The following is an 18548-nucleotide window of genomic DNA, read 5'->3' on the forward strand; positions in this document are numbered from 1 at the left end:
AGATTTACCTACTTTGGAAGTCTCTTAAATAAAAAAAGAGTATACTTAATCTGAAAATATCGATTAAAAATCTCATCATACTGGAGGAAACTATGTTACAAGAAATCATGACAGTCGTCAGTCAAGAACAATTAGCACCTAAAATTTTTGAAATGCGTTTAACAGGTGAACTTGTGAAAGAAATGCAGACTCCGGATCAGTTTTTACATTTATTAGTTCCTCGTAAGGATTTAATCTTACGTCGTCCTATCAGTATTGCTGAAATTATTCCAGAACGTCAAGAATGTGTCATTATTTATCGAGTTGATGGTGATGGAACGGCAGCAATGAGCGAACTAATGGCTGGAGATAAAATTGATGTAATGGGACCTTTAGGAAACGGTTATCCTTTAGACAAAGTTAAGCCTGGAGAAAAAGCGCTTATTATTGGTGGCGGAATTGGTGTTCCACCACTCTATGAACTATCTAAGCAGTTAGTTGCAATGGGCGTTAAAGTTCAACATGTTTTTGGATTTGCTACCCAAGAGGTTATTTTTTATGAAGAAAAATTCAAAAAATTAGGAGATGTTCTCTACTCGACTGATGATGGTTCTTATGGTCTACATGGTCATGTTGGAATGGCCTTAGATACACTTGATTCAGATTATGTACCTGACGTTGTTTATGCTTGTGGTTCTAGAGGTTTATTAATGGCTGTTGAAAATCGATATGAAAATAGCAATGCGTATTTCTCTTTGGAAGCTCGAATGGCTTGCGGGATGGGGGCCTGTTATGCCTGCGTCTGTCACAAAAAGGATGATCCTACTGGAGCAACGAGTATGAAGGTTTGTGACGAAGGACCAGTCTTTAAAGTCGGGGAGGTTGTGCTATAATGAATCGTTTAGCAGTAAAATTACCAGGTCTTGATTTAAAAAATCCAATTATGCCAGCAAGTGGTTGTTTTGGTTTTGGAGAAGAGTATGCTAAATACTTTGATTTAAACGTCTTAGGCTCTATGATGGTTAAAGCCGCTACTTTAGAACCTAGATTTGGAAATGCAACTCCCAGAGTAGCTGAAACACCAAGTGGAATGTTAAATGCCATTGGATTACAAAACCCTGGTTTAGATGTTATTATGCGAGACAAACTGCCTAAATTAGAAAAATATAATGTACCGATTATTGCAAATGTAGCCGGTTCAACAAAAGAAGATTATGTCACAGTTTGCGAAAAAATCAGTTTGGCCCCTAATGTCCATGCAATTGAGTTAAATGTTTCTTGTCCGAATGTAAAACATGGTGGAATCGCCTTTGGAACAGACCCAGAAGTGATTTATGATTTAACAAAAGCTGTTAAGGAAGTTTCAAGTGTTCCTATCTATGTTAAATTATCACCAAATGTCACAGACATTGTCCCAATTGCTAAAGCTGTTGAGGCTGCAGGAGCAGATGGCATTACGATGATCAATACTTTGCTTGGGATGCGGATTGATTTGAAAACAAAGAAGCCTATTTTAGCCAATCAAACAGGTGGATTATCGGGACCAGCAATTAAACCTGTAGCCATTCGAATGATTCATCAAGTGAGTCATGCAGTTGACATACCAATTATCGGTATGGGCGGAGTCTACACAGTTGATGATGTTTTAGAGATGTTTATGGCAGGTGCTAGTGCTGTGGCTATTGGAACAGCTAATTTTACAGATCCAACCATTTGTCCTAAATTAATTCAAGAATTACCAAAAAGAATGGATGAACTGGGAATTTCAACACTTAGTGAACTGATTAAAGAAGTACGGGAAGGAAGATAACATGCAATCGAAACCAATTATCGCATTGGATTTTTCAACTAGCGAAGAAATAAAGCAATTTTTAGCTCATTTTAAAGAGGAACAATTATTTGTTAAAGTCGGAATGGAATTATATTATCAAAATGGACCTGAAGTTGTAAAATTAATGAAAAGTTTAGGTCATCAAATTTTTCTTGACTTAAAGCTACATGATATCCCCAATACAGTTGAACGGTCAATGAAAGGTCTGGCAGCTTTGGATGTAGATATGATTAATGTTCATGCTGCAGGCGGTAAACAGATGATGGAAGCTGCAATGAACGGCATTATTTCTGGTACTCCTGCTGGAAGTCAACGTCCAGAATTGATTGCAGTAACGCAATTAACTTCTACAACACAAGAAGCTATGAGAACGGAACAATTAATTCAGGTTCCATTGTTACAAAGTGTGATCCACTATGCAAAACTAACACAAAGTGCTGGTTTAGATGGTGTCGTTTGCTCGGCTTTAGAAGCGCAGTTAATTAAAGAAAATACAGCTTCTGATTTCTTATGTGTGACACCTGGAATTCGTCCAGCCGGAGATGAAAAAGGCGACCAAAAACGAGTAGCTACACCAGCTCGAGCTCGAGCGGCGGGTTCAAGTTTTATTGTTGTAGGTCGTCCAATTACATTAGCAGCAGATCCTGTAAAAGCGTATCATACAATTAAAAATCAATGGAATGGAGTCGAAGATTAAATGACATTAGAAAAAACGATTGCAAAAGATTTATTAACGATTGAGGCAGTTAGCCTAAGCCCGAATGCACCTTTCACATGGGCTAGTGGAATTAAAAGTCCTATTTATTGTGATAATCGGATTACGATGAGTTACCCAAAGGTCCGACGTGAAATTGCTCAAGGACTAGCAGATTTAATTAAAACCAATTATCCAGATGCAGAAGTGATTGCCGGAACAGCAACAGCAGGGATTCCTCATGCAGCTTGGGTCGCTGACTTATTGGATTTACCGATGGTTTATATTCGTGGCAAAGCGAAAGAACATGGCAAAGGCAATCAAATAGAGGGACGAATCAATCCCAATCAAAAAATGGTTATTATTGAAGATTTAATTTCAACAGGTGGCAGTGTGATTGAAGCTGCGGTTGCTGCTAAAAATGAAGGTGCAGACGTGATTGGAACAGCTGCTATCTTTACGTATGAATTACCTAAAGGTTTAGCCAACTTTAAAGAAAATAAATTATCTTTCCATACATTAACCAATTATTCAACTTTAATTGATGTTGCTTTAGAAATGGGTTCAATTAAAGCGGAAGATATCACATTATTAAAAGAATGGAAAAAAGATCCTGCTAGTTGGGGGAAATAAAGAAACAAGGTTGAGAATGAAAATTTCTTAACCTTGTTTTTTTTAACCGATATAAAATGGCATACTTCTTTGTATTTTTCCCTAAATAGTGTAAAATAAGATAATCATTAGAATGGGATTAAAAAAAGGAGTGAATTGAGTATGGTTGAGGTACATTTGAACGTGACGCCAGAAATTTTACAATTAACCGCATTATGTGTGCATAATAGTCAAATCGATTCTGATTTATATCAAAAACTAGATGTAAAAAAAGGATTGCGAGATATTAACGGAAAAGGTGTCTTGGCTGGACTAACCAATATTTCAACTGTCCAACCACAAACTGTAAAAAATGGTGAAGTTGTTTCGCCAGATGGACTTTTAGAATATCGAGGAATCAATATCAAAGAGTTAACAACTGGTTATATGCATGACAATCGTTTTGGTTTTGAAGAAGTCACTTATTTATTATTGTTTGGCATTTTACCAACAAAGGCAGAATTAGCAGATTTCCAAAAAATTCTAGCACAAAAAAGAACACTGCCAACCAATTTTGTGAGGGATGTTGTCATGAAAGCCTCTAGTCGGGATATCATGAACGCTTTATCTAGAAGTGTTTTAACTCTGGCTTCTTATGATAAACAAGCTGATGACATTTCTTTGGCTAACGTATTGAATCAAAGCTTGATGTTAATTAGTGTTTTTCCATTATTATCAGTCTACGCCTACCATGCTTTTAATCATTATGAACGTGGTGAAAGTTTATATATTCATTATCCTGATGAGACCCTGTCTACTGCAGAAAATTTATTACGGATGCTTCGTCCAAATAAAGAATATACAGAGTCGGAAGCCTTAATTTTAGACTTAGCGCTAGTCTTGCATATGGAACATGGCGGAGGGAATAATTCTAGCTTCACAACGCATGTTGTTACGTCTTCTGGCACAGATACCTATTCAACAATTGCAGCAGCTCTAGGGTCTTTAAAAGGTCCTAAACATGGTGGAGCAAATATTAAAGTAGTGGAAATGTTTGAAGATTTAAAACAAAATGTAGCAGATTATCAGGATGAAAAGCAAGTCGCTAGTTATTTGCGGAAGTTATTAAATAAGGAAGCTTTTGATAAAAAAGGCCTAATTTATGGAATGGGACATGCAGTTTATTCGATTTCAGATCCCAGAGCTGAGATATTTAAAGGTTTTGTCCAGCAATTAGCTGAAGAAAAAGGGCGCATAGATGAATTTGAGCTCTATTCATTAGTTGAGCAGCTAGCTCCTAAAATTATTGGCGAAGAACGACATATTTACAAAGGAGTTAGTGCCAATGTTGATTTCTTTAGTGGGTTTGTTTACAGCATGCTAGGGTTGCCGACGGAACTTTATACGCCTGTGTTTGCAATTGCTCGGATTGTTGGTTGGAGTGCGCATCGTTTGGAAGAGCTAATCAACACCAACAAAATTATCCGACCTGCCTACGATAGCATTCTAGCTTCGACTTCGTATGTACCACTTGATGCACGTTAAAACAAAAATCGAAAGTTCTTGAAAACAAGAATTTTCGATTTTTTTGTTACGAAATTTTTTTATGTGGGTAACCAGTATCTTGATAAGCTGCGGCTGAATGAAAAGATAAGCCTTTTTTATCAAGAGTATAGTTGACTAAGACTAATTGCATTCTATCATTAATTCGTGCTTCAAAAGTTAGAAAGGTGCCTTCTTCGACTTCATAAACGAAATCGTACGCTAACATGCCTGAAATAAGGCAGTTAAACGAGCGACCATCAGCTTCGAATGTGAATCTACAAAGGGGGGCACCACTGCTTAAATTAATGATTTTAACTTCTGAAATAACGGCCCCAGTTAATGCTACAAAATTCATAATAAACGCTTCCTTTCTCTTTTTATTTAGGCACCTTCAGGAAGTGCTAATTCCGGTAAAATACCTTCATTTGTCGTATATTCTAAAAATTTAGGATACAGTTCATAGGTCGTATCTAATAAACGAACACTTTGCTTTACTCCTTCAAAATAAAAGGCATAGACGCTGCTATCTAGACTTTTCTTTTTTTCAATTAAATCCGTTAAAATGGCAACTACATTCGTATCAGTTTGGGTCATTTTTATTCCTCCTTTAACTTTTTGAAATAGTAATTAGATCGGTAAGTTTTGAATACATTCTCATTATACGAACAAACGTTCGAAAAGTAAAGGCGAACAGATTAAAAAAATTAAAATTGTTTTTGATAAAAAAAAAGCTCCTTCAATAAGCATGCTTTAGCTTATTGAGGGAGTGTAGTTCATTTACTAGAGATTGTTTCAATAAATAGAGCTCTAAATTTTTCACGATCTTCATTTGTAAAAGCTTTAGGTCCTTTGGTTCGTTTGCCACTTTTTCTTTGCATAGCGCTTAAATAGCGGGATTGCAACAATTGATCGATATTTTCAGTTGAATAACGGAATCCAGTTTGATGAAGGACAATAGCTCCTTTTGCAAGAGCAAGAGAGGCTAAACCGTAGTCTTGAGTTACGAGAACATCGTCTTTTTTTATTAAACGCATAATGCGATAATCGGCTGCTTCGGCACCATTGTCAACATAAATAGTATCCACACCAGCAGGTTGGAGAACAGTTGAAAAATGAGAAAAACTTGTGACAATCGTAACAGCTAATAAGCGTTGAGTTGCTTCAGAAATAATAATGTCTTTAACTGGACAAGCATCAGCGTCAATATAAATATGCACATCTTTACCTACTTTCTTATACTAATTCTAGTTTAACAGATAACATCCGAAATAAAAACTAGATTGAATCGAATTAATTTAACTCAGGCTTTATTTAAATTAAATAGTTAAATAAATCACAAATAGTGATTGTAATCTTGTCTGAATTTGGCTATAATATGTAATTGAGAACAATTCTCAATTAAGGGTTGGGTTTAACGATTTTATTCAGTCAGTTTCACTCGGGTAATGATTATTCCGAGTTTAGCATACTAGACGAGTTCTTATGAGCCAGCTCCTCGAGAAAAAGATGAAAATTCGAGATGGCAAAAAAACGCCATATCAATTTTCCCTATTTTCTTATCGGAGCTACCCGGCTCAACAAACTTTTTATTTAGGAGGAGGAAAAAATGAAACATTTATTTACAGGTAAAAAGATAGTATTTATTACCATCGTCAGTTCTTTACTATTTGTGATTGGCTGTGGTAATGCCAGTAACAACGGGGAAAATACAGAAGAAGATACACGTCAAATTAAAACAGAATTGGGCGAGGTAAAAGTTCCCAAGTCACCAAAACGTGTGATTGTCCAATATATCACTGGAGATGTTTTAGCGTTAGGAATTGAGCCGATAGGTATGTCAGAAGTGTATGATTCTGCTGCTTATGAAGACAAAGTTAAAGACGTAAAAGATTTAGGTCAGTGGGCTGAATGGGATGAGGAAGAAATGATGGACTTAGATCCGGATTTGATTTTGACTATCGATAAAGCCACCTATGAACGCTTCAGTAAAATTGCGCCGACAGTTTATGTCCCTTATGGTGAAATGACAACTACTGAACGTGTGACCTTTATTGGGGATGTTTTAAATAAATCAAGTCAAGCTGAAAAAGTATTAAAAGAGTATAATGATAACATTATTGATTCACAAAAAAAATTAAAAGATGTTGGTTTTGATCAATCAACAGTTTCTATCTTTGAAGGTGGATTAAAAGAAATGATGGTTATTGGCCAAAAATTTGGAACAGGATTAGTTGCCTATGATAATCTGAAATTAATTGCACCAGAAAAAATCCAAAAAGAAGTCCTAGATAAGGATGAATTTACGGTTTCGTTATCACTGGAAGTCTTACCAGAATATGCAGGAGATTACATTATTCGCAATACCTATGACGGAATGGATAATATGAATGATAGTGCAATCTGGAAAGCTTTGCCCGCTATCGAAAATAAACACCTAATCGAAATACCATTTGGTTTAAGCTACTATACGGATATTTTATCTGCTAATGCGCAAATCGACTTTATCCGCGATCAACTAATTGAAAAAGCAACGACTAATTAAAAATGGAGGAATAGACATGGAGAATGATGAATTATACGATATAACGATTATTGGAGCTGGCCCAGCTGGTTTATTCAGTGCTTTTTATAGTGGATTGCGGGAAATGAAAACTAAAGTGCTTGAATGTCATCCTATATTAGGTGGCAAACTCAATTTATATACGGAAAAAATGATTTGGGATGTGGGTGGATTACCGCCTTTACCTGGTGGAAAATTAGTAGAACATCTTGTTCAGCAAGCAAAAACCTTTCATCCCACAATAAAAACCAATGAAAAAATTGTGTCTATTGATAAAAATGAGGCCGGTCATTTTATTTTAACGGCTGAAAACGGTGCAATACACTACTCAAAAACAGTGGTATTAGCCATCGGTTGGGGAATTCTAAAGCCTAAAAAAATCGAACTCACTGATGTTGAAAAATTTGAAAAAACTAATTTAAATTACACCATTCAAAATCCCCAAAGCTTAAAAGGCAAACAAGTCTTATTGTCTGGTGGCGGTAACTCAGCTGTGGATTGGGCCAATTTATTAGAGCCGATTGCGGATTCTGTTCACTTAGTTTATCGTAAAGACGAGTTAAAAGGACACGAAGCAGAAGTCAGTAAACTACTAGCTAGCAAAGTGAAATGCCATTTTAATCAAACGATTGAGGCTTTTATTCCAGATGAGTCAGACACGAAAATTGCAAAAGTTCAATTAACAGATTCACAATCTGGAGCTACTCAATTTATTGAAATTGATGAAGTAGTCATCAATCATGGGTATGAGGAAGAAAGTACCATTTTTAAACAAAATACGGTTGGGCTCAAACAAAAAGATAATTACTATATTGAAATCAGCCCAGCTGGTATTTCTAATGTTCCAGGTATTTTTGCGGCAGGGGATGTGGTTCATCATGAAGGGAAGTTGCACCTAATTGCTGGAGCATTCCAAGATGCTGCGAATGCAGTTAACCAAGCCAAGCTTTATTTAGATCCAACGGCTCATTCTCATGCAGCAGTTTCTTCACACAATGATAAATTTACTGATCAAAATAAAGTTCTAGTTGAAGAATTTTTTTACAATGAATGAGAAGGGTGTTTTAAATGAACAGTTCAACCAAAAATAAATACCCGTTTTCTTACTCAATCTTTATCTTAATTGGTCTTGTTTTATTGCTGATTCTATTTATCTTATCGATTTCTTTTGGTGCAGCAAAAATAGAAGTCAACACAGCCTGGCAAGCTGTTTTTTCTTATCATGAGAATGAAATGGACCATAAAATTATTCGCACATTACGTTTACCTAGAACAATTGCTGATTTAATTGTTGGAGCAAGCTTGGCTGTTACGGGAGCTATTATGCAAGGGACAACCCGTAATCCAATGGCCGATTCAGGATTATTAGGCATTAGTTCTGGGGCAGCTTTCGCTGTCGCTTTATGTTTAGCCTTTGTTCCTGAATACACCTACTGGCAAATGCTTTTATATTCATGTTTAGGTGCTGCTTTCACAACAACGATTACTTATGGTATGGCAGCCTTTGGGAAAAAAGGTCTTACGCCCCAACGGTTACTTTTATCTGGAATTGCCGTTTCAATGTTATTTGGAGCACTAAGTACATTAATTGCCATTCAATTTAAATTAGGCAAAGCAATGGTTTATTGGTCTGCTGGTGGAACCGCGAGTGCCAATTGGACTGATTTAAAAGTCTTGACCCCAGTATTTATAATCGGAGTAATTGGTTCTATTTTTCTTTCGCCTAAAATAACTATTCTTCAATTAGGTGAAGATATAGCTGTCGGATTGGGTCTTAAAGCAAGTTGGATTAAAGTGAATTCAGTTTTAATCGTTCTAATTTTAACTGGATTATCCGTTATTCTTGTTGGACCAATTAGTTTTGTTGGTTTAATTGTTCCTCATATTGTCCGATTTTTTGTGGGTGTTGACTACCGTCGCATTATTCCAGCAAGTTTGATTTATGGAGCTGTATTTTTGATTGCAGCAGACCTACTGGGACGCCTAATCAATCAGCCTAAAGAAACACCTTTGGGAATTATTTTTGCTATTATTGGAGTTCCTTTCTTCTTGTTTCTTTCACGACAACAGGGGAGGGATTTTAATTGAAAAAACGAAAAAATCCGCTTTTTATTTTGCTTTTACTTAGTCTATTTTTAATAGGTCTCATTATTTGGAGTTTAAATACCGGGAAAATGGCATTAACACCAAATGAAATCATGCAAATCATACTAGGAAATGGAACTGCTAAAGCACATTTAATTATTTTTGAATTTCGATTGCCCAAAATTCTGCTAGGTATTTTTGTTGGTATTGGAATGGGTATTTCTGGGTGCCTAATGCAAAGTTTGCTTAAAAATGATATGGCTAGCCCGGGAACGCTAGGGATTAGCTCTGGATCAGGGGTATTCGTTATTTTTGCTTTAATGATGGGGATGCGTGAAGTATCGCCTTTAATGCTGCCGATTATGGCTTTTATTGGTGGGTTATTAGCTGCTGGGCTGATTTTTATTTTTTCCTATCAACGAGGAAAACAACTGTCACCATTAACGTTGATCTTAACTGGAGTTGCCTTAGCTACAGGCTACGATGCATTAACCTTATTATTTTCTTTAAGGATGGATACGGATAAATTTGAGTTTGCTCAAAGATGGATGGCAGGTAGTTTATGGGGGGATCAATGGTCTTATTTACTTTTTTTAATTCCGTGTATTTTAATACTTTCCCTATGGGCCTATTTTCATTCAATTCATCTAAATGCGTTACATCTAGGGAACGAATCAGCGATTGGTTTAGGTGTTTCAGTAAAAAAAGAATTTTTATTGATGGCATTTGTTAGTATTTTATTGTCTTCGGTAAGTGTCGCAATTGGAGGTAATTTCTTCTTTGTAGGAATGATTAGTCCCCATATTGCCAAAAAAATGGTCGGAGTGAATCATAAATATTCTATTCCAGCCTCAGGTTTAGTCGGCGGAATTATTATTTTACTTTCAGATACACTCCTACGTGCCAGTCATTTAAGTGGAACTATTCCAGTGGGGTTATTAATTACAATTATCAGTACCCCTTATTTTTTATATTTATTAGCAAGAAGTCGTTAGGAGAGTGAGAAAATGGCAACAATTGAGACTAAGGAATTATCCATTGCCTATGAAAAGAAATTAATTGTTGAAAAATTAAATTTAACGATTCCAACGGGGAAGATTACAAGTATAATTGGGGCAAATGGCTGCGGTAAATCAACTGTCATTAAGACGATTGGACGCGTATTGAAACAGAAAATGGGTAGTGTATATTTAAATGGTGAGGATATTCAGAAACTTCCAACTAAAGAGATTGCTCAACAAATGGCTGTTTTGCCTCAAGAACAGCAAGCCCCAAGTGGTATGACCGTTGAAGAATTGGTTATTTATGGACGCTTTCCTCATCAAAAAGGCTTTGGAAAATTAACTACCTATGATAAAGAGATTGTTGCTAAAGCCATTCAGCAAACAAAACTTACAGAGTATAAAAACCGTGAAGTAGATAGTTTATCTGGTGGACAACGCCAAAAAGTTTGGATTGCGATGGCTTTGGCACAAGAAACAGAGTTAATTTTACTAGATGAACCAACAACATACTTGGACTTAGCTCATCAATTAGAAATTTTAGAGTTACTTGAACAATTAAATCAAAAAGAACAACGAACTATTGTAATGGTGCTTCATGATATTAATTTAGCTGCACGTTTTTCTGATTTTATGGTGGCGATTAATGGCGGGACTATTATTGAAAAAGGTAGCCCGAAAGAAGTCATGACAACTGAAATATTAAAAAAGACGTTTCAAATTGATGCCTTGATTACAGAAGATCCACGAACTAAAAAACCATTATGTCTAACTTACAATTTACTTAGCTAATGGCCAAAAAGAAAAAGTTGACTCCTGATTGCTTTGAAAAACGCTCAAAGTAATTAGGGGTCAACTTTTTTGAATCAATTGCTTAACCTAGTGCTACATCTAAAATCATCATAATCAAAAAACCAACCATCACCCCAAAAGTAGCATAATGAGCGCCTTTGGCTGTTTGTTTTTGTTGAGCCTCAGGAATTAATTCTTCGACAACAACATAAATCATTGCTCCAGCTGCAAATGCTAGTGCATAAGGTAAGACTGAACTGACATAGGTCACTAAAATAGCCCCAATTACGCCAGCTATCGGTTCAACAATTCCAGAAGCTTGTCCATATAAGAACGCTTTTGTCCGACTTAATCCTTCTTGTCTAAGTGGTATGGAAACAGCCGCACCTTCAGGAAAATTTTGAATCCCAATTCCAATTGCTACTGCTAAGGCTGCCGCAATCCCAGCTTCTGGACTACCAGACACCTGGTTTGCTGCTCCAAAAGCAACTCCTACAGCTAGACCCTCGGGAATATTGTGCAGGGTAATTGAGAAAACTAGTAAAATTGTCCGGCGTAAGTTACTAGGCAAACCTTCCACTTCATGGTTTTCACCGAAATGCATATGAGGCAATAATTTATCCGCTAGATAAAGAAAAAGTCCTCCCACAGCAAAACCAATTCCCACGACTAACCACGGAATTGAGCCATTTGCTTCCGCCATATCTAATGCTGGGTCTAACAATGACCAAAAACTTGCGGCAATCATAACCCCAGAAGCGAAACCTAGCATTAGGTTAAAAACATCGCGGTTAATATCTTTAAAGAAAAAAACTAATGCGGATCCTAAAGCAGTTAGTCCCCAAGTAAATAACGTACCAATCAGTGCTTGTTGCCACGGTTCAAACTGCATTAAAAATTGAATCATGTCTACATTCCTTTCTATAAATAGAACGAGCTCTATTTTTCGGGATACCTAACTAAATCATACCATAGAATGGATGTTTTTCAACTATTTACCTAGACTAAAGAATGATTTCAAGGAACAGAAAGACTTCTTTTTAAATCGGCTTTCTGTTCAGCATTTTTTATCCGTTCTAAATAGGAGCTGGAAAGTGTGGCAGGTTTGATTGTTTGTTGCAGAACAGTAGCTGTACTTGAGTCATCGGTAATTACAGCCTCAATATTTTTATGCATAAATAATTCTATTTCAGCAGGTTGATCTAAGGTCCATAAAAAAATGGGACGCTTTTCTTTAACTTGAGAGTCTAATAAATTTTGGTTTGCTAGTTTATATTTTAAGGACAGAAATTGAAAATCTGAAAAATCTTTTGATGGCAATGCCGTAATAATAAGTCCAACTTGAATTTGAGGATTTATTTGTTTTACGCGCTTTAAAAAATTTTCGTCTTGTGATTGGATTAAATAATAGTTTTGAACTTTATATTTCGTTAATAAATCGACGAGTTGTTGCGGGAAATCTAGACTGTCAGTTGGGTTTGTTTTAATATCTAGAAGTAAAGGTTGTTGCTCCTGTTGAGCTAATTGAATAGCTTCTTCAAGAGTCGGAATTTGGCCAACAAATCCATTTTGTTTCAATTTCACTTTTTTCAACTCTTTTAAAGTCGAATTTCGAATCTTTCTTTTTTTATTTGCTAGTCTTTTTAAACTACGGTCATGAATCACAACCATCTCATCATCTTTAGTTTGTTGGATATCAATTTCAACATAAGCTGGCTCAAAATGCGCGGCAGCTTCAATTGCTTCTAACGTATTTTCGACACCACCTTGTTTGTACCCTCGATGAGAAATTACCTTAGATGAAGATTTGGGAAAATTTAGTTGTTTGATTGGGTACTGCCATTCAGGGATAAAGATGTCCTTAACAGGCTTACTTTGTTGATAGAACATCCAACCAATGGAGCAAATAATAAGTAAAATTAATAAAAAAACAAGTCCAATTATTTTATAACTAATTCTTTTTGATTGTTTTCTTTTCAATGGACATGCTCCTAACTCTAATTCATTTCTGTTCTTAGTGTAACAAATTACTCCTCAAAAAAATATCTTTCTTTTTATTTAAAAGGAAAGTTTTTATTAAACGGGAGCCTTAAAGCCATAATTATAGAAAAATTTCCTTTTTTAAAGATTAGTTTAAATCTATGCTAAAATGGAAAAATAGGGCTTGTGAAAAGGAAACCCAACAAACAGGTTCGTTTTTGCTTGTTTTAATCTTAAGTGACTATTGATATACTAATAAGTAAAGTTGCTACTTATTACAATAAAATACTTAAAATTTACGAAGAAAGTTGAGAAAATATGAACCCTGAAGAGAATCGATTTAAAGTTAATTTAGGTGGAATGATTGAGATCCTATCCAATCATTTATATAGTCAAAAAGATGTGTACATCCGGGAATTGTTGCAAAATGCAACGGATGCTATTCGCGGTCGAAAGTTAATCAGCGAAGATAATTTTGTTGGTGAAATCCATGTTGATCTAACAATACATAGGTCAGGATCTAGTACATTGTTTTTTGAAGATAATGGAATTGGACTAACAGAAGATGAGATTCATCAATTTTTAGCAACCATAGCTAGTTCATCAAAAGGCGAAAAAAACTTTGAAGAGAAACAAGATTTTATTGGACGATTTGGAATTGGTCTACTTTCTTGTTTTATTGTTGCAGATGAAATCGTGATGGTGACAACTAGTGCTAAAACACGGGAAAGTTTTCAATGGCAAGGAAATGCTGATGGGACTTATGAGATAAAGAAATTAAGCCAGTCGTTAGAAGAGCCTGGCACTAAAATTTATCTAACGAGTAAAGCTTTGAAAAATCACGAAGAGCATACTAACTTTATTCTAGAAGATTTGGCTGATGCATTAGTTAAATACGGTCGCTGTTTGGAAGTTCCAATTTTTTTAACTTGCGATAAAGGGGAAAAAATTGTGAATCAAGAAACGATGGGATTAGGAAAATCCGATACGCTTGAATCCCTTTCTCGTGATCAAATTCTCAAATTAGGACAAAAAATATTACAAGAAGATTTCCAAGATTATTTGTTGATTGAAACAGCTAATGGAAGAACGAAAGGTATTGCTTATATTATTCCTCATACGGTGAGGATGAATGCTAAAAAGCGAAATACTATTTACTTAAATCAAATGTTTGTTTCTGATGAAATTGATTCACTCTTACCTTCATGGGCCTTTTTTACTCGTTGTATTCTCTGGACAGATGAGTTGCAACCAGTTGCTTCAAGAGAAGATTTTTATAAAAATAAACGGCTAAAGACTGTTGCTAAAGAATTAGGTAGCTCTTTAAAACAAGGAATAGAAATGCTAGAAAGCAGTGCGTTAGAAAAGTTAATTGCGGCACATTATTTATCCTTCAAATCTTTGGCGAGTGAAGACCCTGATTTTCTAAAAATGGTCTACACATTCTTACCTTTTAGAACATTAAATGGAGAAGAAAAATTTGCCGATATTTTAAGTCAAAATGAAACGATTTATTATGCATTGTCTGTGGATGATTTCAGACAAATTGCCGATTTAGCTAGAAATCAAGGGTTAATTGTCATCAATGGTGGCTATTCCTATGACAGTCAGCTTTTAACTGAAATTAGTCAAATTTTAGAAGATTTTCCTTTTAATAAATTGAAAATTATCCAGCCAGAAGATTTCCAACATACATTTCAACCGTTGTCATTTTTTGAAAGTACTCATTTACAAGAAAAACTAAAAGAGATCAATCAGCAATTTGAAGAATTAAATTTACTGGTCATTGTTAAACATTTTGATCCCAGCTCAATGCCAATGGTGCTATTGTCCAATCATCTAACTCAGAATCAACGCGAGCTAGAACGAACAGCCGAAGAAAGCAATCAATTATTTGGTGGTATCTTGGAAGATTTAATGTTAGAAGCGGACCAGTTGCCACCAGCGAAGCTTTATTTAAATTATGACAATCCCTTAGTTAAACGTATTTTCGAGAAAAAACAACCTGCAGGAATTAAAAATATCATTGAGGTATTATATATTCAGGCCTTACTATTAGGACATTATCCGTTAAAGAAGAAAGAATTAAACTTACTAAATAGCAGTTTATTAGGATTGTTAGATCAATTTATTTAAACTGGAATGATGCATAGAAAGAGGAAATTATATGAATTATTTAAATCTATTGGAAGAAGCATACGAATTAGATGAGATGTCAGAAGCTCGTCTACCCTTGCTGGAAGAAGTGATTAGAGAAGCAGATCTAGCTAGGGATATTGAAACTGCTGTTGAAGCTCGTTGGCTGTTAATTGATACCTGTCTGTATGTCGGCTTTCCTAAAAAACAATTAATCGCATTTTCGTGGTTAATTAATTTGTACGAGTCAAGTGAAGGAAAAGTCGACGTCTTCGATTTATTGTGGCACTATAAATGGATTGCAGAACATATTGTGCGCTTTCCAGAAGTTTCTTTATCCAAAATAAATGCATTAACTGAAGATATGCAGAAGAAATTTAAAGAATATAATTACTCCTTACGTCCCTATTACAAAGTGAAAACACTTCAAGCTATTTCAATGGGAAATAGAGCTATGGCAAATGAATTTTTCCCGTTATGGCAGGGGACAAAAAGTGATTTTATGAATGATTGTCTTGCCTGTGAAACAACTGAAATTGTTGCTTATTACCATTTTATTGGGGATTATCAAGCCGCCATTAAAGCCGCCGCACCAATCCTAGCTGGTAGACAAGCTTGCGCAGAAGTACCACATTTAACCTATGGACATACCGCGCTGTCTTATTACCACTTAGATAAGAGAGAAGAAGCTCAAAATTCTTTTGAATTGGGTTACCCGATGGTGAAAAAACGCGTATCTTTATTGACAACAGTCAGTCAATTTATAACTTATCTATTGTTGATAGATAACCAAGAGGAAGCGGTACAAGTTTATCAAGAGAATCAAAAAATTGCCTCTGAGTTGGAAGGTGATTTGAGTACCTTGCATTTTTATCTAGCATCAGCAGGGCTAAAGCACGAGAAACAAGAAGATTGTTTGGCGCAAGCTACAACTTTGGCGCAAAAATTTGATGAACGGAATCAAAACACGTATTACCAAGACATACTAGCAAAAATGCAGTAAAAAATAAACAAATCAAAATCCGCCGAAAAATAGATAAAAGGGGATTATTTGATGGAAAAAATTGGAAATAAAATTAGAAAATACCGGTTAGAGAAAAATATGACACAAAGCCAACTAGCTGATGGCATTTGTACACAGGCGACAATTAGCAACCTAGAAAACAATAGTTCATTGCCTTCAATCGCTAATTTACTTTTGATAGCCGAACGTCTATCGATTAAACATACTGACTTATATGAAGCTATTCTTGTAAATAGTAGTGGGTATATAGATACCTTTAATAAAGTTAAAAGTTTGCAAAGAGAAAACAACTATATTGAAGCAAATCAACTATTAAAAAACGCGATTGATTACTCAGATCTAGCATCTATCTATGAAAAAAAGGAATATTTTTATTATTTTGGAGTGAGTAGTTTAAGAGGGCTACATGATTTTTCAGATGCTCACTATCATTTTAATCAATGTCTCGCATTGTCGGAAGTTGATGACTTAAAAACGCTTGATTTATTAGCAACCATGGGAATTGCAGAAGCCTATTATATGTGTCATCAGTTTGATAAAGCTGATACCTATTTTATCAAAGCCATTAATCAGTTAGAGCAGGTTAGCTCATGGAAAAAATCACCTCATGATCGACTCGATATTCTTGAAGCCTATAAAAAAGCTGCAACATTTTATTTGAAAATTGCTCAGTATTCATTAGCATTAAGTTTAAGTGCAGCCGGAATTAATTTTTATGCCACTGAGAATATCAATCAAGGCTTAGAAGATTTATTGGACATCAAAGCACAAAGTTTATTTTATTTGGGAGATGTCGAGTTAGCAGAAGAATATTATTTTTATGCGATGGCTTTAGCAAAATTAAATAAAAATGACAAGCAAATTCAGTTGCTTAGAGAACAAATTATCAAACATGGTCTTAAGCAGTATGACTATTTAAATAACTAGTATTTAGACAAGCAATTATTTCGCATAAGTAGCTGTTATTTAGTATACTCGATATATAAATAATGTTCCTTAGGAGGAAATATGGATTTAACAACTATAATGAACCGTTTAGCAGAACTAGGCGATGAGCAAACAAAAAAAACATTTATGAGACATGGTGCTACAGAGCCACTTTTTGGTGTGAAAATTGGTGACTTAAAAAAATACCTAGTCAAAGAACTTAAAAATAATAATGAATTAGCCTTGGCTTTATTTAATACAGGAAATTCAGATGCTCAATATTTAGCTGGTTTAATTATTAATCCTAAAAAAGTCACTAAAGAACAACTTCAAACCTGGGTTACACAATCTAACTGGTCAATGATTTCTGAATCTATCGTGGCTAGCGTAGCAGCTGAAAGTCCTTATGCAGTAGAATTAGCCACTGAATGGATGAAATCAGAAAAAGAACTAATTCAAGATGCTGGCTGGGCAGCCTATGCCAATTTCATTTCAATTACTCCAGATAGTTTGCTTAACGAGAATGAAATTTTAGAGTTATTAAAAATTGTTGAAACCACCATTCATTCTGCTAAAAATAGAGTTCGCTATTCTATGAATCAATTCGTTATTTGTGTGGGGAGTTATTATGCTCCCTTAGTTGAAGAAGCTGCACAAGTTGCTGATATTATTGGAAAAGTTTCTGTTAATGTTGGAAATACAGCGTGTAAAGTTCCTATTGCAACTGAAACTATTGAAAAGATCATTAAATTAGATCGCGTGGGTAAAAAAAGAAAGAACGCTGTTTGTTAATAAAATGGAGCTTTGTACAGTTACTTGTGCGAAGCTCCATTTTATTTAAATAACTCAAGGGATATTATTTGCTATAAAGAACGAATGTTTGTATACTTTGAAAGTAATAACTAAAAAATTAGTAGGAGTGATTCATTTGGCCAAAATTTATCCATATCTAGCATTTGATTCTGCAAAAGAAGCCTTAGACTATTATACTGAAGTTTTTGGAGCAACGGACATTATACGTTTACCAGTCAGTCCTGAACAAGTAACTCAATTTGGGATTTCAGCTGAAAAGTTAGCTGACACAACTATGCACGCTAGCTTTGCTGTTTTAGGAGCACCTTTATTTTGCGCTGACAATTTTATGGGACCCGTACAATCATCAAATCAAGTTTCCATTATGTTAGATATCAATAGCGAAGATGCTCAGGCAGCACATGAAGCCGATGCTTTTTATCAAAAAATAGCTGCATCAGGTCAAGCCAAAATCACAATGCCGTTTGAAGAACAATTTTGGGGCGGAAAGATGGGGCAACTTGTTGATAAATATGGCATAACATGGATGCTACACTCTCAACCATATTCAAAAATAAACTTGAACACTAAATAAGTAACTGAAAGAGGGA

20 protein-coding genes are annotated in these 18548 nt (G+C 35.2%); 15 read left to right on the forward strand and 5 right to left on the reverse strand.

Features of this window, described 5'->3' with window-relative positions:
- The first annotated feature begins 92 nt into the window (after nucleotides 1-92).
- From MHI00_RS08160 to MHI00_RS08180, 5 genes are all read left to right on the forward strand, one after another.
- Entirely contained in the window at nucleotides 93-872 is a 780-nt protein-coding gene (locus MHI00_RS08160) for a dihydroorotate dehydrogenase electron transfer subunit (protein ID WP_015076407.1), read from the forward strand.
- The gene (locus tag MHI00_RS08165) at nucleotides 872-1789 is read left to right on the forward strand and encodes a dihydroorotate dehydrogenase (protein ID WP_010053789.1); all 918 of its coding nucleotides are present in this window, start codon (nucleotides 872-874) and stop codon (nucleotides 1787-1789) included. Before MHI00_RS08160 ends, MHI00_RS08165 begins: the two co-directional genes overlap by 1 nt.
- A gap of 1 nt (nucleotide 1790) precedes the next feature.
- Nucleotides 1791-2507 (forward strand): orotidine-5'-phosphate decarboxylase, encoded by a 717-nt coding sequence (pyrF, locus tag MHI00_RS08170; RefSeq protein WP_010053791.1) that lies wholly within the window; start codon nucleotides 1791-1793, stop codon nucleotides 2505-2507.
- On the forward strand, nucleotides 2508-3137 hold the full coding sequence (pyrE, locus tag MHI00_RS08175) for an orotate phosphoribosyltransferase (protein WP_015076405.1): 630 nt from the start codon (nucleotides 2508-2510) through the stop codon (nucleotides 3135-3137).
- 141 nt (nucleotides 3138-3278) lie between these two features.
- The gene (locus MHI00_RS08180) at nucleotides 3279-4640 is read left to right on the forward strand and encodes a citrate/2-methylcitrate synthase (protein ID WP_318588936.1); all 1362 of its coding nucleotides are present in this window, start codon (nucleotides 3279-3281) and stop codon (nucleotides 4638-4640) included.
- A gap of 46 nt (nucleotides 4641-4686) precedes the next feature.
- Here the strand turns inward: MHI00_RS08180 and MHI00_RS08185 are convergent, their stop codons facing one another.
- The 3 genes from MHI00_RS08185 to MHI00_RS08195 form a co-directional block, all read right to left on the reverse strand.
- Nucleotides 4687-4995 (reverse strand): hypothetical protein, encoded by a 309-nt coding sequence (locus MHI00_RS08185; protein ID WP_010053794.1) that lies wholly within the window; start codon nucleotides 4993-4995, stop codon nucleotides 4687-4689.
- A 26-nt stretch (nucleotides 4996-5021) separates the two neighbouring features.
- Nucleotides 5022-5234 carry a hypothetical protein gene (locus MHI00_RS08190; protein ID WP_010053797.1) on the reverse strand — a complete coding sequence of 71 codons (213 nt, stop codon included), beginning with the start codon at nucleotides 5232-5234 and terminating at the stop codon, nucleotides 5022-5024.
- A 179-nt stretch (nucleotides 5235-5413) separates the two neighbouring features.
- Nucleotides 5414-5857, reverse strand: a complete 444-nt coding sequence (locus MHI00_RS08195; protein WP_010053798.1) for a YaiI/YqxD family protein — start codon at nucleotides 5855-5857, stop codon at nucleotides 5414-5416.
- Between the two features lie 389 nt (nucleotides 5858-6246).
- Here MHI00_RS08195 and MHI00_RS08200 point away from each other — a divergent pair, with 389 nt between their 5' ends.
- The 5 genes from MHI00_RS08200 to MHI00_RS08220 are packed head-to-tail and all read left to right on the forward strand — an operon-like array spanning nucleotide 6247 to nucleotide 11078.
- Entirely contained in the window at nucleotides 6247-7182 is a 936-nt protein-coding gene (locus MHI00_RS08200; RefSeq protein ID WP_057000440.1) for an ABC transporter substrate-binding protein, read from the forward strand.
- 16 nt (nucleotides 7183-7198) lie between these two features.
- Complete coding sequence (locus tag MHI00_RS08205) at nucleotides 7199-8254, forward strand: NAD(P)/FAD-dependent oxidoreductase (protein ID WP_317944028.1); 1056 nt, start codon at nucleotides 7199-7201, stop codon at nucleotides 8252-8254.
- A 14-nt stretch (nucleotides 8255-8268) separates the two neighbouring features.
- A complete protein-coding gene (locus MHI00_RS08210; RefSeq protein ID WP_341112644.1) occupies nucleotides 8269-9288 on the forward strand; it encodes a FecCD family ABC transporter permease in 1020 nt (339 codons plus the stop codon).
- A complete protein-coding gene (locus MHI00_RS08215; protein WP_016356445.1) occupies nucleotides 9285-10280 on the forward strand; it encodes a FecCD family ABC transporter permease in 996 nt (331 codons plus the stop codon). Before MHI00_RS08210 ends, MHI00_RS08215 begins: the two co-directional genes overlap by 4 nt.
- Nucleotides 10281-10292: 12 nt before the next feature.
- The gene (locus MHI00_RS08220; protein ID WP_157455358.1) at nucleotides 10293-11078 is read left to right on the forward strand and encodes an ABC transporter ATP-binding protein; all 786 of its coding nucleotides are present in this window, start codon (nucleotides 10293-10295) and stop codon (nucleotides 11076-11078) included.
- Between the two features lie 82 nt (nucleotides 11079-11160).
- On the opposite strand, the gene MHI00_RS08225 is transcribed toward MHI00_RS08220, so the two are convergent.
- Nucleotides 11161-11985 carry a ZIP family metal transporter gene (locus MHI00_RS08225; protein ID WP_010053806.1) on the reverse strand — a complete coding sequence of 275 codons (825 nt, stop codon included), beginning with the start codon at nucleotides 11983-11985 and terminating at the stop codon, nucleotides 11161-11163.
- Between the two features lie 110 nt (nucleotides 11986-12095).
- A complete protein-coding gene (locus MHI00_RS08230) occupies nucleotides 12096-13058 on the reverse strand; it encodes a glycerophosphodiester phosphodiesterase family protein (protein WP_010053808.1) in 963 nt (320 codons plus the stop codon).
- 318 nt (nucleotides 13059-13376) lie between these two features.
- On the opposite strand from MHI00_RS08230, the gene MHI00_RS08235 reads away from it, so the two are divergent.
- From MHI00_RS08235 to MHI00_RS08255, 5 genes are all read left to right on the forward strand, one after another.
- Complete coding sequence (locus MHI00_RS08235; RefSeq protein WP_341112650.1) at nucleotides 13377-15194, forward strand: HSP90 family protein; 1818 nt, start codon at nucleotides 13377-13379, stop codon at nucleotides 15192-15194.
- A 31-nt stretch (nucleotides 15195-15225) separates the two neighbouring features.
- Complete coding sequence (locus tag MHI00_RS08240; RefSeq protein WP_341112652.1) at nucleotides 15226-16197, forward strand: hypothetical protein; 972 nt, start codon at nucleotides 15226-15228, stop codon at nucleotides 16195-16197.
- A 51-nt stretch (nucleotides 16198-16248) separates the two neighbouring features.
- Entirely contained in the window at nucleotides 16249-17145 is an 897-nt protein-coding gene (locus MHI00_RS08245) for a helix-turn-helix transcriptional regulator (RefSeq protein ID WP_341112654.1), read from the forward strand.
- 81 nt (nucleotides 17146-17226) lie between these two features.
- The gene (locus MHI00_RS08250; protein ID WP_057000432.1) at nucleotides 17227-17937 is read left to right on the forward strand and encodes a DNA alkylation repair protein; all 711 of its coding nucleotides are present in this window, start codon (nucleotides 17227-17229) and stop codon (nucleotides 17935-17937) included.
- A gap of 136 nt (nucleotides 17938-18073) precedes the next feature.
- Nucleotides 18074-18532 carry a VOC family protein gene (locus tag MHI00_RS08255; RefSeq protein ID WP_341112657.1) on the forward strand — a complete coding sequence of 153 codons (459 nt, stop codon included), beginning with the start codon at nucleotides 18074-18076 and terminating at the stop codon, nucleotides 18530-18532.
- The last annotated feature ends 16 nt before the right edge of the window (nucleotides 18533-18548 follow it).

The organism is Carnobacterium sp. FSL E2-0243, assembly GCF_038003605.1.
Lineage (GTDB): Bacteria > Bacillota > Bacilli > Lactobacillales > Carnobacteriaceae > Carnobacterium > Carnobacterium maltaromaticum.

Bases quoted from the DNA above. Each gene is read 5' to 3' on its own strand.
- MHI00_RS08160 (WP_015076407.1), top strand. From the start codon at position 93: ATGTTACAAGAAATCATGACAGTCGTCAGTCAAGAACAATTAGCACCT.
- MHI00_RS08165 (WP_010053789.1), top strand. From the start codon at position 872: ATGAATCGTTTAGCAGTAAAATTACCAGGTCTTGATTTAAAAAATCCA.
- pyrF (WP_010053791.1), top strand. From the start codon at position 1,791: ATGCAATCGAAACCAATTATCGCATTGGATTTTTCAACTAGCGAAGAA.
- pyrE (WP_015076405.1), top strand. From the start codon at position 2,508: ATGACATTAGAAAAAACGATTGCAAAAGATTTATTAACGATTGAGGCA.
- MHI00_RS08180 (WP_318588936.1), top strand. From the start codon at position 3,279: ATGGTTGAGGTACATTTGAACGTGACGCCAGAAATTTTACAATTAACC.
- MHI00_RS08185 (WP_010053794.1), bottom strand. From the start codon at position 4,995: ATGAATTTTGTAGCATTAACTGGGGCCGTTATTTCAGAAGTTAAAATC.
- MHI00_RS08190 (WP_010053797.1), bottom strand. From the start codon at position 5,234: ATGACCCAAACTGATACGAATGTAGTTGCCATTTTAACGGATTTAATT.
- MHI00_RS08200 (WP_057000440.1), top strand. From the start codon at position 6,247: ATGAAACATTTATTTACAGGTAAAAAGATAGTATTTATTACCATCGTC.
- MHI00_RS08205 (WP_317944028.1), top strand. From the start codon at position 7,199: ATGGAGAATGATGAATTATACGATATAACGATTATTGGAGCTGGCCCA.
- MHI00_RS08210 (WP_341112644.1), top strand. From the start codon at position 8,269: ATGAACAGTTCAACCAAAAATAAATACCCGTTTTCTTACTCAATCTTT.
- MHI00_RS08220 (WP_157455358.1), top strand. From the start codon at position 10,293: ATGGCAACAATTGAGACTAAGGAATTATCCATTGCCTATGAAAAGAAA.
- MHI00_RS08225 (WP_010053806.1), bottom strand. From the start codon at position 11,985: ATGATTCAATTTTTAATGCAGTTTGAACCGTGGCAACAAGCACTGATT.
- MHI00_RS08235 (WP_341112650.1), top strand. From the start codon at position 13,377: ATGAACCCTGAAGAGAATCGATTTAAAGTTAATTTAGGTGGAATGATT.
- MHI00_RS08240 (WP_341112652.1), top strand. From the start codon at position 15,226: ATGAATTATTTAAATCTATTGGAAGAAGCATACGAATTAGATGAGATG.
- MHI00_RS08245 (WP_341112654.1), top strand. From the start codon at position 16,249: ATGGAAAAAATTGGAAATAAAATTAGAAAATACCGGTTAGAGAAAAAT.
- MHI00_RS08250 (WP_057000432.1), top strand. From the start codon at position 17,227: ATGGATTTAACAACTATAATGAACCGTTTAGCAGAACTAGGCGATGAG.